Raw genomic sequence first — 12,271 nt, forward strand, 5'->3', positions numbered from 1 at the left:
GTTCACCTGGTCGCCAGCCGCCCCCGGCCCGGATTGATCGGCAGATCGAGCGTGGTCCGCAAACCCGGCGACGCGGCGACGACATCGGGGATCGCGTTCACGATCCGCAACGCGGTGCCGACAAGGCTGGCGTGATTGTGATCCCCGATGTCACTGAACATCGCCAGATCGAGGTCGTAGTGCGGCTCACCGGTGATCCGCACCCGATACGAGCCACCCTCGCGAGCGGGTTGCGGCCACTCCGCAGCGAGGTCCTCGCGCAGCCGCGTGACGTGTTCGAGGACCGCGACCGCTCGACCGCCGACCATGCCGCGTACGTCGAATCGCAGGGCCGCCGCGGTTCCCTCGGCGATCTCACCTGAGGCGATGGTGAACGTCTCGGGCGCGGGAAGACGCTCGTAGGTCTCGGTCACCTCGTCGAGGACAACCCCCATGCCCGCCGCGAGTTGCCGCACGACACTGCCCCACGCCAACGACAACACCCCCGGCTGCAGCAGCAGCGGGATCTCCGCCAGTGGGGCACCGAACCCCATGATGTCGAAGATGACGGCCCGGTTGTCGTAGGTGGAGTAGTCCACGATCTCCATACAGCGAACCTGTTCGATCCGCTCGCAAGTGCTCATCAGAGCGAAGGGAAGCAGGTCATTGGCGAAGCCGGGATCGATCCCGTTCACATACAACGAGACTCCGGCCTCGACGGCCGCCGCCTGAATGGGCGCGGACAGCTCGGCGGGCACGACATCCCACGGGTGCTGCAGGAACACCGGCGCACTGGCGACGACGTTGATCCCCGCGGCCAGGATCATCCGCAGATCCTCCAACGCCTCCATCAGCCGGTTGTCGGCCATCGCGGTGTAGACGACGCAATCCGGGCGCAGATCCAGGATCGACTGAGTATCGGTGGTCGCCGTGACACCACTGGCCCCGGGCACCCCGGCGAGCTGGTGCGCGTCGAGCCCGGCTTTCGCCGCACTGGAAACACGCACACCGACCAATTCCAACGCGGGATCGGTCAAGACGCCACGTAAAGCGAGCTTTCCGACGTTACCGGTTCCCCAGACGACGATTCGATGATTCATGGCAGCGCCTTTCACAAGTCGGGTACGGGCAGATCGAGATTCGGGCTGATCAGTCCACCATCGGGTTCGAGCACTTTCCCGGTCATGAAACTGCCCGCATCCGAGGCCAGGAACAGCGCGGTGGCCGCGATGTCGACCGGGGCGCCCAGACGACGCAGCGGCGTCTTCTGCTCGAGCTCGGACCGGAATTTCTCATCGGCCGCCACCACCTCCAGCGCCGAGGTCAGAATCGATCCGGGGGCGATCGCATTGACCCGGATCCTGGGGGAGAGGTCGAGCGCGGCCAACCGGGTGTAGTGCGCGAACGCGGCCTTCGCAGTGCCGTACGCGAGGAACGCTCGACCGGGCAGTCGGCCCATCGTCGAGGTGATGTTGATGATCGACTTACCACCCGGCGTCTCGAGCAACCTCGGCACCGCCGCCTGGACCAGCCGGTGCGCGGCAGTGACATTGAAGGCGAACGCGTCCTCGAGGCTCGCGGCCGTGGCATTCATGAACGGGGTCGGCATGGCGCCACCGACATTGTTGACCACGATGTCGAGTCGACCGAACTGCTCGATCGCCGCATCGACCAGCGCGGCCGGATCATCCACCGCCAGATCCGAAACCACGATGTGAGCCCGCCGACCGACCTCCTCGATCGCCGCCGCCACCACCGCCAACTCCGATCGCGTCCGCGAGGTGATCACGACATCGGCACCGGCCTCGGCGAAGGCGATCGCCATCGCCCTACCCAGACCGCGCCCCGCACCGGTCACGATGGCCACCCGGTCGTCGAGCTTGAACTGATCGAGAATCATGGCACTCCTCCGCTCCTGCGTGACGAATATTCGTCACCGAGCTGGCAAATAGTCGCGCTACTGTAGATGCTCGGAAACCGATGGGCAAGAGTGCCCAGAAGGAGACACCCATGCTCGAGCGACCGGCGGACTCGGGCGCGTCCCCGCCGACCTGGCGCGTGATCGCGGTCATGGAACTGCTCGCGCGACTCGGCACAGCAGTGACGGTCTCGGAAATCGCCCAGCACCTGCCCATCCCACGAGCCACCATCGCCTCGATCACCCGCGAACTCCACGCGGCACACTGGGTCGAACGTGACGAACACCTGCGCTACCGACCGGGCCCAGCCGCCCTGAACCTGGCCGCCAGCCGAACCGGAAACAACAACCCGGCCGCTGAATCGGTGATCGCCCAACTCGCACGCGAGGCCGGCTGCGGAGTAACACTGTCACGGATCGCACCGGGCACCTTGACCGTGGTGGTGAAGAAGTACCCGGAGACCGGACGCGTGATCCCCGGATTCTCGATCGACCAACCGATTCCGCTGGGCTACCCCGCCGGAGCGGCCGTCATGCCATGGCGTGATCGGGCCGAACAGGACGCCTGGCTCGCGACATCGCAGGTGGGTGCCCGACAGGGACGCCAGCTGATCCGATTCGTCGCCGACCACGGATTCGCCATGTTCCGGCCCAGCGACGGCAACGGTCACCTGGTCGAAGTGCTGGTCGACCTGCTCACCGCCACCGGCTCCACGGGCGTCGCCCGCGGAGCGCGCGAAAAGGCCCTCCGCCAGATCGCACGACTGACCTCACACCCGTTCACCCGTACCGAAATCACCGAGGCGCCCGCCCTGCCCGTCAGCTACCTCTCGGCGCCGGTCATCAGCGACGGCCGCGCCGACCACGAACTCCAACTCGGCATCCTGGCCACCTCCACCGAACCCGCCCAACGCAGGCACTACATCGACCTCCTACGCACCGCGGCCGAGCAACTCTCACAGTCGCTCGACCCTCACCCCCACACGCGACGAGTCCCCGGCATGCCGACCCACCCCCGCGCGTCCGGCACCACACCCAGCACCTGATGGATGCCGAGGCCGCCGTCCTCGAAACCCAACGCCGAGGCCGCCATGTACAGCCGCCAGATCCGGGCCCGCCCAGCACTGGACAACGCCACCGCTCGATCCCAGTCGCCTTCCAGATTGGCGACCCACCGGCGCAGCGTCAGCGCGTAGTGCTCGCGCAGCGCTTCCACATCGCGCACCTCGAACCCGGCGCGCTGCATCGCCAGCACCACCTCACCGACATCGATCAACTCCCCATCGGGGAACACATAGCGGCCGATGAACGAGCGGCCGGTCATCGTCGACCCGCCGGGGGAGGAGATCGCGTGATTGAGCAGCCGCCCACCAGGAGGGAGCAGCGCACGCAGCGTGTCGAAGTACTCCGCGGCCCGCTTGGTGCCGACATGCTCGAACATGCCGATCGAGGAAATGGCATCGAACTCCTCACCGCCCAACTCGCGGTAATCCGACAGCCGGATCTCGACTTTCGCGCCCAGGCCCGCCTCGTCGACCCGTCGGCGCGCGAGTTGGGCCTGCGCGCCGCTGATCGTCACGCCGACCACCCGCGCGTCATAGACCGACGCCGCGTGCATCGCCATCGAACCCCACCCGCATCCGACATCGAGTAGCCGCATCCCCGGCCGTTCGGCCAATCCGAGCTTTCGGCAGACCAGATCATGCTTGGCGGCCTGGGCGTCCGCCAGTGTCACCGTGCCGTCCGCCCCGCCATGACCGTCGTCGTCGGGCCCGACGAATCGCGCGCACGAGTAGGTCATGCTCGGCCCGAGCACCAGTCGGTAGAAGTCGTTGCCGACGTCGTAGTGATGACTGATCGCGGCCGCGTCCCGGCCTCTGCTGTGCCGGCGGCCGCGGCGCGGACGGGCCTCCTCCGGGGGTGGCGGCGGACGGCGGGTGAGCGCACCGAGTTCGCGCGCCGCCCCGATCGCTTTCCACGCGGCACCGAGACCGAGGCGAGCGTCATCCGACGCCGTCGACTGCAGCGACCGAAGAATGGCGAAGATGTCACCGTCCAAGTCCACTGTCCCGGAGACGAAAGCGCGAGCGAGCCCGAGTTCACCTGGTGCCCACACCAGATGACTCAACGCATCCTGGGACCGCACCCGCATCGTGCCCGTACACGTCCCGCCAGGCTCGATCGCACTGCCGTCCCAGAACTCGAACCGCACCGAAGACGCTGGCCCCAACGCGGCCCGTATCAACGGTTCGAACACTGCCGCGATGGTCGTCTCGTCGCCCATCCGACCACTATGACCCGTACCGGGCCGAACCGATGGCAGCGACTCGGGTCACGGGACTCGCCGTAGCAAGATCTTTCTTCCCTTCCCTACGCCATAAAACGTCACTGTGACGTTTTATGGCGTAGGGAAGGGGAGGGGGAGGGGCGCGCCCGTTCGGTCCGATTCTCGATATTGGCTACACCGGCCCACCCGGCGAGTTCGGTCAATTCATCAGCAATGATCATCAGTCGGTCAGCGCAGCCTTGGAATCGTGAAATTCGGCCGAATCCCACATTCCGGGCTATGCCGACCCGGCGTCGCAGAGCAACGCAACACGGCAAGCATTCGAAAGGATCCGCCGGGTGGAGTTTGTGCACCGCGGCATTGGGCGCGATATCGCACACGCTGCCGAAACACTCGAAGAACCACTTCCGACCGGCGGCGTTCAAACGCCGATAATGCACATTATGTCAAGTACGACTGAGCAGGGCCGTGCTGCCCTGCTCAGTCGACGCGAACGTCTCCGCTCCCACCGATTCAGGGCATCGACGATGGCGTCGAGGTGATCAGAGGTGCCAGCCACTGGGCAGCACTGTCGCACTCATCGACCGGTCCCCCAGATCTTGCGGCGCAGGCGGGCCGGTGCCCGCCGTGCGATCTCAGCGGCTCCGGTGGTTCGCCGTGGCCGCCGAACCAACTCCCCCGCGCAGTTCGGGCACGCCCCGTGATCCGCGGCGCAGGCCGAACAGTATGTGCATTCATAACTGCAGATGAACGCTTCGGCGGCATCGCGCAACGACGCCGAACATGTCTCGCAGGTGACCTTCATCTTCAGCATCGCTGCCACTCCCTCAATCTCACATGCAAACTGTATGTCACATACAATATGTATGTCACTGGATGAGAGGAGGCAAGATGGCAACGGTTCGCGAAGCGGGCGCAGCACGGACTCGGGCGAGACTGATCGAGGCCGGTACCGCGCTGTTCGCCGAGCACGGCTTCGCCGAGGTGACGACCGCACGAGTGTGTGCGGCCGCCGGCGTCACGCGGGGAGCGCTGTATCACCACTTCGGCAACATGGCCGGGCTGATGGAGGCCTGTTTCGCCGCAGTCGATCACGGTGTCGTCGACACCCTTTCGGCGCATGCCCTGAGCGGGTCGCCAGTCGAGCGGGTCCACGCGGTCAGTCACACTTTCGTCGATCAGCTGGCCGACCAGACCGTCCGGCAGATTCTGTTCGTGGAGGCTCCTGCCGCCCTGGGCTGGGCGCGCTGGCGCGAAATCGACGGCGGACGTTCCCTTGGACTGGTCAAGAACCTGCTCGTCGCCGCCCACGAACAGGGCGAACTGATCGCACGACACAACCCGAAAGTGCTCGCGCACTTGCTGTTGGGTGGTCTCAACGAGCTCGCGATGTTCGTAGCCGCATCACGTTCACGCGAGAAGGCGCTGGCAGCCGCGCACGCCGAGCTGAGCGCGGTGCTCGACGGGATGTTCAGACAACCACGATGACTGCATCGACTGGCTGGCCTGGTGAGCACTCCTCGAAGGACGGATGTGTCGATCGGTCAGCGTTGGGGCGTCAGCGTGATGGCGCCGACCTCCACGCCACCCATATACGCCGGGCCCGTATACCCGCCGTGTCCGTCGCTGATCAGTACGACCCGATGTCCAGGAAACAGGTCAACGTATCCACCGTCGGGCGTCGAGTGGATGGGGTAACGCCCTATCAAGACCAGGTCGCCGCCCTCGACCCGCGCGTCGCGCTGCAGGAGCACGATGCCGGACGACCACGTCGTGGACGTGTAGGGGCCGGGTTCGACATCGGCGAATGCTTGCCCAACCGGACCCAAGAGCGTGGCGGCGCCCACGGTCACAACGACCGCAGCAGTGCGGACTGTCGCTGGCCTTGCGCGAGTGGACATCGTGAACTCCTGTCGCCTCGGGTGATCAATTTTACTCCTGCCGAAGAAGTCCACGGAGACACTGCGTGGGTGCACGGTCGTTCGGCTCGGTGTCAGGAATCGGCGGATTGGCGGAGGCCGTTGAGTTTGTCGGGGTTGACCTGGAAGCGGAGGTTTTCGATGCGGATGTCGTAGGTGAGTGCGCCGACGGGATGGTCGCCGAGGACGACGATCCTGTGGCTTTCGGTGGGGTCATCGCGTGCTCCGAGGTCTTGTTCTGGTCGACCATGGGACAGGACAGCCCCCGAACGTGACAACTCGGCAGAGTGACCTACATCACTGATGAACGGCGAGGATGGCCCCGAGGCCTTCTTGGAGGTCCTTGACGAAATACTCGGGAACTTCCAGGGATGGGAAGTGTCCCCCGGTCTCGGGTTCGGTCCAGCGGACGATCTGCCGGTACCGCTGTTGTGCCCAGGGGCGCGGGCACTTCTCGATGTCGCGGGGGTACATGGTGATTGCCGACGGGACATCGACTCGCAGGTCGGGGTCGAGTGAGTTGTGGCTTTCGTAGTAGATGCGAGCCGCTGACGCACCGGAGCGCGTCAGCCAGTACAGGGTGACGTCATCGAGGACACGGTCCATGCAGATCGTCTCGAACGGGCTGTCTTCGGTATCCGACCACTCGGCGAACTTGTCCAGGATCCAGGCGAGAAGTCCGACCGGTGAGTCGACGAGTGAATAGCCGATGGTCTGTGGTCGGGTCGCCTGCTGTTTCGCGTATGCCGCGCGGTGTTGCCAGAAGTCGCGGGTTTCCTCGGTCCACTGGCGCTCGGCGGCGGTCAGTCCGTCGGGTGTCAGTCCGGGCGGTGCCTCCGCGAACAGCGTGTGGATGCCGAGGACGCGCTCGGGGAATCTGCCGCCGAGAACGGTGGTGATATTGCCTCCCCAGTCGCCACCATGAGCGGCGAACCTGCGGTAGCCGAGCCTTCCCATCAGTTCGACCCACGCGGCGGCGATCCGTTCGGTTCCCCACCCGGTGGTGGTCGGCTTGTCGCTGTAACCGAAGCCGGGTAGCGAGGGGATCACGACGTGGAACGCCGGTGCGGCGGTGTCTTTCGGGTCTGCCAGTTCATCCGCTATGTCGATGAACTCGGCGATGCTGCCCGGCCAGCCGTGCGTCAAGATCAGCGGAGTGGCGTCGGCACGGGCGGATCGTCGGTGCAGGAAGTGGATTCCCAGCTCGTCGATGGTCGTGCGGAATTGGCCGATCCGGTGGAGGCGCTCTTCGAACGAGCGCCAGTGATATCCGGTGCGCCAGTAGTGCACGACATCGGCGAGGTCGGCGAGTGGAACGCCCTGCTCCCATCGGCGAGGGTCGGGCGCGGCGCGGTAGACCGTCTCGGGTTCGGGCAGGCGCGCCGCGGCCAATCGTGCGCGCAGATCGTCGAGCTCGGCGTCAGTCGCGCGGGCTTGGAATGCTTCCACGTCGTTGGCTGGATGGGGCATGAGACCTCCTGTCAGCCGAGAACCGGCTAAGACGGTTCTAACATGCCAACCTGCCGACGGGCAACCAGCTAAGGTGGTTCCATGCCTGCTGGGTTTCCCGACTTCCGCCTCGGTTCCGTGCTGGCGACCAGCTTCACGGCGACAGTGACGGAGCGTCAGGGCGATGCTGTGGAGCGCATTCCCACACCACAGCGGCTCGTCGACTGGCTGGTGGTGAACGGCCTGGACGTGGACTCGTGCACCACCGCGCAACTCGAACTCGCGTGGGAGCTGCGGGAGTCGATTCACGCCGCCGCGACCGCGGCGGCCGGCCACGCCACTCCCCCTGCCTCGGCTGTCCAGGTCATCAACGACCGCAGCATTGAGGGCCGGGCGTCGGCGGTGCTGACGCCCGAAGGCGATCGGCACTGGCGACTCAGCTCGGCTTCCTGCGTAGAAGATGCCCTGGGTGTGATCGCCGCCGACGCGATCAGCATCATCGCGGGCGAACGAGACGGCAAACTGGCCATGTGCGCATCGCCGAGCTGTCGAGCTGCCTTCTTCGACACCAGCCAGAGTCGCACCCGCAAATGGTGTGACATGAACACGTGCGGGAATCGTCAGAAGAAGGCACGTTTCCTTGCCAATCAGCGCACCGGGGCCGGTGAGACTCCCACTTGATCCTTCACCGGGTCGCGGGGCGGAATCGGAGCTGGGTGATGCGGTGGCCGTCGAGGGCGCTGACCGTCAGGCGGTGGCCGTCGACGGTGATGGTGTCGCCGAGTTCGGGGATGCGTTGGAGTTTGTCGAGGACGAAGCCCGCGACAGTCTCGTAGGGTCCTTTGGGGAGGGTGATCCCGGTGGCGGTCGTGAAGTCGTCGACGATCAGTAGTCCGTCGATGTGGTGATGTGGGAGGTCGAATTCGTCGCCGATCTCGCCGACGATTTCCTCCACCAGGTCCTCGATCGTGACGATTCCCGCGGTGCCGCCGAATTCGTCGACAACGATGGCGATCTGCTGATTGCCGTGCCGCATTTCCGACAGGGTGGTCAGTGCCGGTTTGGAATCGGGAAACTCCATCACTTCGCGCGCCAGGTCTCCCACCGTGGCGGTGCTGTCGTCGGCGAGTAGGAGATCGCGCAGGTGAACGAATCCGGTGACATCGTCCAGCGATCCGGCGGTGACCGGATAGCGGCTGTGGCCGCGATGCAGAGCTTCCTCGCCTGCGCGGTGGACCGGTGTGGTGGCCTCGAGGAATTCGACATCGGTGCGTGGTCGCATGACGGCGGCCAGGCGACGATGGCCGGCGTCGAAGACCTCGTTCAGGATGACGCGTTCCTCGTCGGGAAGAGTCGAGTGTCCGGTGAGCAGGTCGCGCAACTCCTCATGGGTGATCTCCTCGCCCTTGACCTTCGGGTCTGCGCCGAGCAGGCGCACCAGGGCGTCGGTGGACACCGAGAGCAGCCAGATCACCGGTCGCACCACGGTGGCGAACCTGTCCAAGGTCGGTGCCGTCGCCATCGCCACACCGGTGGCTCGTTGCAGTGCGATGCGTTTGGGCACGAGTTCGCCGAGGATCAGTGACAGGTAGGAGATCACCAGTGTGATGGTGACCAGGGCGGTCGCTACCGCGAGCCCGGGCGGCAGTCCCCAGGACTCGAGGACCGGGGAGAGGTCGGGGGCGAGCATGGAGGCACCGTAGGCGGCGGAGAAGAAGCCCGCGACGGTGACGCCGATCTGCACCGCGGCCAGGAACCGATTCGGATTCCTGGCCAGCACGGCTGTTCTGGCCCCGCGCTTACCACGGTCCTCCAGTCGACGGATCTGACTCTCACGCAAGGTCACCAGCGCAATTTCGGTGCCGGCGAAGACACCGCCGATCAGCACGAATACGAGAACCAGCGCGATATTGACAACCGTGTCGGAGTTCATGGCGTGCGCCGACGCGATATCGGTCGGTGGGGTCCAGGAGGGTCGTCCATGGCCTTTCTCCTCGCGGAGCCTTGGTGGCGATGTGCATTCAGTATAGAAGAAGTGCGGCGAATCGAAATCAACCCCATAAGTCCTGATTATGAGGTGGTAGCCGGTCGGCCACTACCCGCCGCCTCGCACGCACAGCAGGATGGTGGGCAGCCCGCGTTCGCGGGGTGGTGCGGCGGAGGAGAACAGTGTGACGTTCGTGATCGGTGCCGCGTGTGTGGACGTGCTGGATCGGGCCTGTGTGGAGGAGTGCCCGATCGACTGCATCTTCGAAGGTGGCCGGATGGCCTACATCCAGCCCGATGACTGCATCGACTGTGGCGCTTGCGAACCGGTGTGCCCGGTGGAGGCGATCTACTTCGAGGACGATCTTCCGGCGGGTCAGGAAGAGTTCATCGCCGAGAACGCCCGGTTCTTCGCCGAGCCGCTGCCGGGACGGGACGCACCGCTCGGGCAGCCGGGTAGTGCGTCGGGGGTCGGTGTGCTGGGGGTCGACACGGAGTACGTGCGGGAGTATCGCCCGTGACGGGATACTCCCCCGTGATCCGGGCCAGGAAGAACTCGCGGATGTCTGCGGCGAGCAGTTCCGGTACCTCCATGGCCGCGAAGTGTCGGCCGCGGTCGAATTCCGACCAGTGCCGAAGTCGCCGCCGTGAGCGCCGTAGTGCTGGTAGCCGAGTCGGCGCATCAGTTCGGCCCATGCTCGCGCGATGCGGGTGGTGTCCCAGCCGCATTCATGGTCGACACTCCGGGTATTCGTTAGTGGCAATAACGTTTGCCAGCTGAACGATAATGTAATCGTTGGTTCGCCAAACGATAAGTTAGGCTGACTCCATGGCGACCCCCTCCGAGGAATCACCGGCGAGCTGGACGAACCTGCCCAGCTGGCTACTCACCCAGACCGCCAACCATGCCCATCGCCTGGTGACCGAAGGGTTCTCGGCCGCCGACGCCCGCGGCTATCACTACCGCCTGCTGGCCACCCTCGCCGAATTCGGCCCGGCCAGCCAGGCGACGTTGGGCCGCCGCAGCGGCATCCATCTCAGCGACATGGTCGCGACGATCAACGAACTCGCCGAGCGCGACCTGGTCCAGCGGTCCCCCGACCCGGCCGACCGGCGCCGCAACATCGTCTCCCTGACCACGGCGGGCAAGCGACGGCTGCGCAAGCTCGACAAGCGGCTGGCCGACGCGCAGGCCGAACTGCTGGAGCCGCTGTCGCCCGAGCAGCGCCGCCACTTGACCGAGTTGCTGACGCTACTGCTGGACCACCACTCCGGGCCGGCGGACTCTCCCGACGAAGAGCGATAAAAGTACTGGTCGGCCGGTACTGTGCTCAGTGCACAAAATGAACGAAATTATGGATAGGGCGCGTCAGTGCCGGTGCGGGACAGGCCGATTCAAGTCGCCGCCGTCAGCACCTGGCGATGCCACCGACACACGCCCAAGGCGAAACGCACCTCGAAGCTGTCGGTGTCCAAGCTGATGCCGTATCGCCCGGTGACCTGCTGGATCCGGTACTGAACGGTATTGCGATGCACCTGAAGGACGCGCGCGGTGCGTGAAAAGCTGCCGTCCTCGGCGAGGAACACCTCGAGCGTGTGCCGCAGCAACGTCGTCTTCGTCGTGTCCTCGGCCAGCGGGCCGAGGACACGACGAACGAACCCGGCGAGCTCGTCCGGCTCGTCGGCCAGCAATGCGAACGGTGCGACCGCGTCGAACTCCACCACACCCGGTGCGTCCGGACCGGCGGAGACGACCAGCGCTTTCGCTCGCGCCGCACCGCGAGCGGAGCGCCGGAACCCGGGCAGCCCCTCCCCCACGGGCCCCAGCGTGACCCGCACCGGCAGTCCGGCGCTCTCGATCGGATCGGCGAGCACGTCGTGGGCGACGGGATCGCCGTCGACCGGGAACCAGATCCGCATATCGCGCGCACCGGTCGCCGACACCAACTCCGCACCCTCGGCCCCCATCGCCGTCGACAGCAGCTGGCGCGCCTGCTCGAAGGCGCGGGCGGCATCGGCGCCGGTGGTGGTGGGCGTGGTCCACAGTTCCGCGGCACGATGTCGCCGGTCGAGGCGGTAGTCCAGGGCCGTTTCGGCGGCCGGGACGTCGACGTCGTCGCTGTCGAGAAGCCGGGCGATCCACTGCTGGCGGGCCGCCTGACGGCTGCTGAGCCAGCGATCCCGTTCCGCCTCGTAGATCCGGCCCATCGAGGAGTTGAGCCGATCGAGGTAGCGGCCCGCGAACTCGAGCAGCTCGGCGATCCGGGCGGGCTGATCGGGTCCCGGCACGGCGAGGATCAGCCCGATGGCCGCGTCGAGCAGCCGGTACTGGCCGAGCCCGTAGGCGCGCAGCAGGACCGTCAGCGGCACGCCGCGCCGAGCCAGCCGCTGAGCGTAGGCCGTGGCGGCGGCGGACGGGCTGACCGTGGCGGGGTCGACGTTGTTGGCCAGCACGTACTGCACGACAGCGACGTTCTCGGCGATGCTGGCGGCCCGCATGTCGGCCAGGTCGAAGGCGATGTCGGTCACCGGAATCATCTGCTCGGTGACCCGGATGAGCTCTTCGGTGATGGCTCCGGTGAGCGGGCCCAGCGCCTGGCCGACCCAGACCAGTGATCCGTAGGCCGCCACCGGCTACTCCGTTCGTTGAACAAAAACTGTCGTCGATATTGTGCCATCAGCACAAATTTCGCCGTCGGTGCGCCGTAGCCGCACCTTGTGTGGTCGTGACAC

General features: G+C 66.1%; 14 protein-coding genes. 5 read left to right on the forward strand and 9 right to left on the reverse strand.

The annotated features are described in order from the left end of the window. Window positions 1–2 precede the first annotated feature (2 nt). Window positions 3–1,079, reverse strand: coding sequence for an NAD(P)H-dependent amine dehydrogenase family protein (locus BOX37_RS16445; protein WP_071928422.1), 1,077 nt, complete (start codon window positions 1,077–1,079; stop codon window positions 3–5). Window positions 1,080–1,090: 11 nt separating this feature from the next. Beyond that, window positions 1,091–1,879, reverse strand: coding sequence for an SDR family oxidoreductase (locus tag BOX37_RS16450; protein ID WP_071928423.1), 789 nt, complete (start codon window positions 1,877–1,879; stop codon window positions 1,091–1,093). 110 nt (window positions 1,880–1,989) lie between these two features. Here BOX37_RS16450 and BOX37_RS16455 point away from each other — a divergent pair, with 110 nt between their 5' ends. Next, window positions 1,990–2,943, forward strand: coding sequence for a helix-turn-helix domain-containing protein (locus tag BOX37_RS16455; RefSeq protein WP_071928424.1), 954 nt, complete (start codon window positions 1,990–1,992; stop codon window positions 2,941–2,943). Here the strand turns inward: BOX37_RS16455 and BOX37_RS16460 are convergent. After that, on the reverse strand, window positions 2,871–4,181 hold the full coding sequence (locus tag BOX37_RS16460; protein ID WP_071928425.1) for an SAM-dependent methyltransferase: 1,311 nt from the start codon (window positions 4,179–4,181) through the stop codon (window positions 2,871–2,873). The two genes, BOX37_RS16455 and BOX37_RS16460, sit on opposite strands and share 73 nt — an antisense overlap. Before the next feature lie 580 nt (window positions 4,182–4,761). Then, window positions 4,762–4,998 (reverse strand): DUF1272 domain-containing protein, encoded by a 237-nt coding sequence (locus tag BOX37_RS16465; RefSeq protein WP_071928426.1) that lies wholly within the window; start codon window positions 4,996–4,998, stop codon window positions 4,762–4,764. Window positions 4,999–5,075: 77 nt separating this feature from the next. On the opposite strand from BOX37_RS16465, the gene BOX37_RS16470 reads away from it, so the two are divergent. Next, window positions 5,076–5,672 carry a TetR/AcrR family transcriptional regulator gene (locus tag BOX37_RS16470; RefSeq protein ID WP_071928427.1) on the forward strand — a complete coding sequence of 199 codons (597 nt, stop codon included), beginning with the start codon at window positions 5,076–5,078 and terminating at the stop codon, window positions 5,670–5,672. 56 nt (window positions 5,673–5,728) lie between these two features. Here BOX37_RS16470 and BOX37_RS16475 read toward each other — a convergent pair whose 3' ends face one another. The 3 genes from BOX37_RS16475 to BOX37_RS16485 form a co-directional block, all read right to left on the reverse strand. Next, the gene (locus BOX37_RS16475; protein WP_071931573.1) at window positions 5,729–6,085 is read right to left on the reverse strand and encodes a hypothetical protein; all 357 of its coding nucleotides are present in this window, start codon (window positions 6,083–6,085) and stop codon (window positions 5,729–5,731) included. Window positions 6,086–6,177: 92 nt separating this feature from the next. Then, entirely contained in the window at window positions 6,178–6,381 is a 204-nt protein-coding gene (locus BOX37_RS34050; protein ID WP_156910429.1) for a hypothetical protein, read from the reverse strand. 19 nt (window positions 6,382–6,400) lie between these two features. Next, window positions 6,401–7,573 (reverse strand): epoxide hydrolase family protein, encoded by a 1,173-nt coding sequence (locus BOX37_RS16485; protein ID WP_071928429.1) that lies wholly within the window; start codon window positions 7,571–7,573, stop codon window positions 6,401–6,403. Window positions 7,574–7,654: 81 nt separating this feature from the next. Between BOX37_RS16485 and BOX37_RS16490 the strand changes: the two genes are divergently transcribed. Further along, window positions 7,655–8,233, forward strand: a complete 579-nt coding sequence (locus tag BOX37_RS16490; RefSeq protein WP_071928430.1) for a CGNR zinc finger domain-containing protein — start codon at window positions 7,655–7,657, stop codon at window positions 8,231–8,233. Between the two features lie 4 nt (window positions 8,234–8,237). Here the strand turns inward: BOX37_RS16490 and BOX37_RS16495 are convergent, their stop codons facing one another. Further along, complete coding sequence (locus BOX37_RS16495; protein WP_071928431.1) at window positions 8,238–9,485, reverse strand: hemolysin family protein; 1,248 nt, start codon at window positions 9,483–9,485, stop codon at window positions 8,238–8,240. Window positions 9,486–9,723: 238 nt separating this feature from the next. On the opposite strand from BOX37_RS16495, the gene fdxA reads away from it, so the two are divergent. Next, complete coding sequence (gene fdxA, locus BOX37_RS16500; protein ID WP_071931574.1) at window positions 9,724–10,059, forward strand: ferredoxin; 336 nt, start codon at window positions 9,724–9,726, stop codon at window positions 10,057–10,059. Window positions 10,060–10,367: 308 nt separating this feature from the next. Continuing rightward, window positions 10,368–10,844 carry a MarR family winged helix-turn-helix transcriptional regulator gene (locus tag BOX37_RS16505; RefSeq protein ID WP_071928432.1) on the forward strand — a complete coding sequence of 159 codons (477 nt, stop codon included), beginning with the start codon at window positions 10,368–10,370 and terminating at the stop codon, window positions 10,842–10,844. A gap of 89 nt (window positions 10,845–10,933) precedes the next feature. Here BOX37_RS16505 and BOX37_RS16510 read toward each other — a convergent pair whose 3' ends face one another. Further along, window positions 10,934–12,169, reverse strand: a complete 1,236-nt coding sequence (locus BOX37_RS16510; protein ID WP_071928433.1) for a PucR family transcriptional regulator — start codon at window positions 12,167–12,169, stop codon at window positions 10,934–10,936. Between the last annotated feature and the right edge of the window lie 102 nt (window positions 12,170–12,271).

The organism is Nocardia mangyaensis (genome assembly GCF_001886715.1).
GTDB lineage: Bacteria > Actinomycetota > Actinomycetes > Mycobacteriales > Mycobacteriaceae > Nocardia > Nocardia mangyaensis.

What these genes read in the sequence shown, in the direction of transcription:
- BOX37_RS16465 (WP_071928426.1), bottom strand. Translation starts at nt 4,998, where the DNA reads ATGCTGAAGATGAAGGTCACCTGCGAGACATGTTCGGCGTCGTTGCGC.
- BOX37_RS16470 (WP_071928427.1), top strand. Translation starts at nt 5,076, where the DNA reads ATGGCAACGGTTCGCGAAGCGGGCGCAGCACGGACTCGGGCGAGACTG.
- BOX37_RS16475 (WP_071931573.1), bottom strand. Translation starts at nt 6,085, where the DNA reads ATGTCCACTCGCGCAAGGCCAGCGACAGTCCGCACTGCTGCGGTCGTT.
- BOX37_RS16490 (WP_071928430.1), top strand. Translation starts at nt 7,655, where the DNA reads ATGCCTGCTGGGTTTCCCGACTTCCGCCTCGGTTCCGTGCTGGCGACC.
- BOX37_RS16495 (WP_071928431.1), bottom strand. Translation starts at nt 9,485, where the DNA reads ATGAACTCCGACACGGTTGTCAATATCGCGCTGGTTCTCGTATTCGTG.
- BOX37_RS16485 (WP_071928429.1), bottom strand. Translation starts at nt 7,573, where the DNA reads ATGCCCCATCCAGCCAACGACGTGGAAGCATTCCAAGCCCGCGCGACT.
- BOX37_RS16460 (WP_071928425.1), bottom strand. Translation starts at nt 4,181, where the DNA reads ATGGGCGACGAGACGACCATCGCGGCAGTGTTCGAACCGTTGATACGG.
- BOX37_RS16445 (WP_071928422.1), bottom strand. Translation starts at nt 1,079, where the DNA reads ATGAATCATCGAATCGTCGTCTGGGGAACCGGTAACGTCGGAAAGCTC.
- BOX37_RS16505 (WP_071928432.1), top strand. Translation starts at nt 10,368, where the DNA reads ATGGCGACCCCCTCCGAGGAATCACCGGCGAGCTGGACGAACCTGCCC.
- BOX37_RS16455 (WP_071928424.1), top strand. Translation starts at nt 1,990, where the DNA reads ATGCTCGAGCGACCGGCGGACTCGGGCGCGTCCCCGCCGACCTGGCGC.
- BOX37_RS16450 (WP_071928423.1), bottom strand. Translation starts at nt 1,879, where the DNA reads ATGATTCTCGATCAGTTCAAGCTCGACGACCGGGTGGCCATCGTGACC.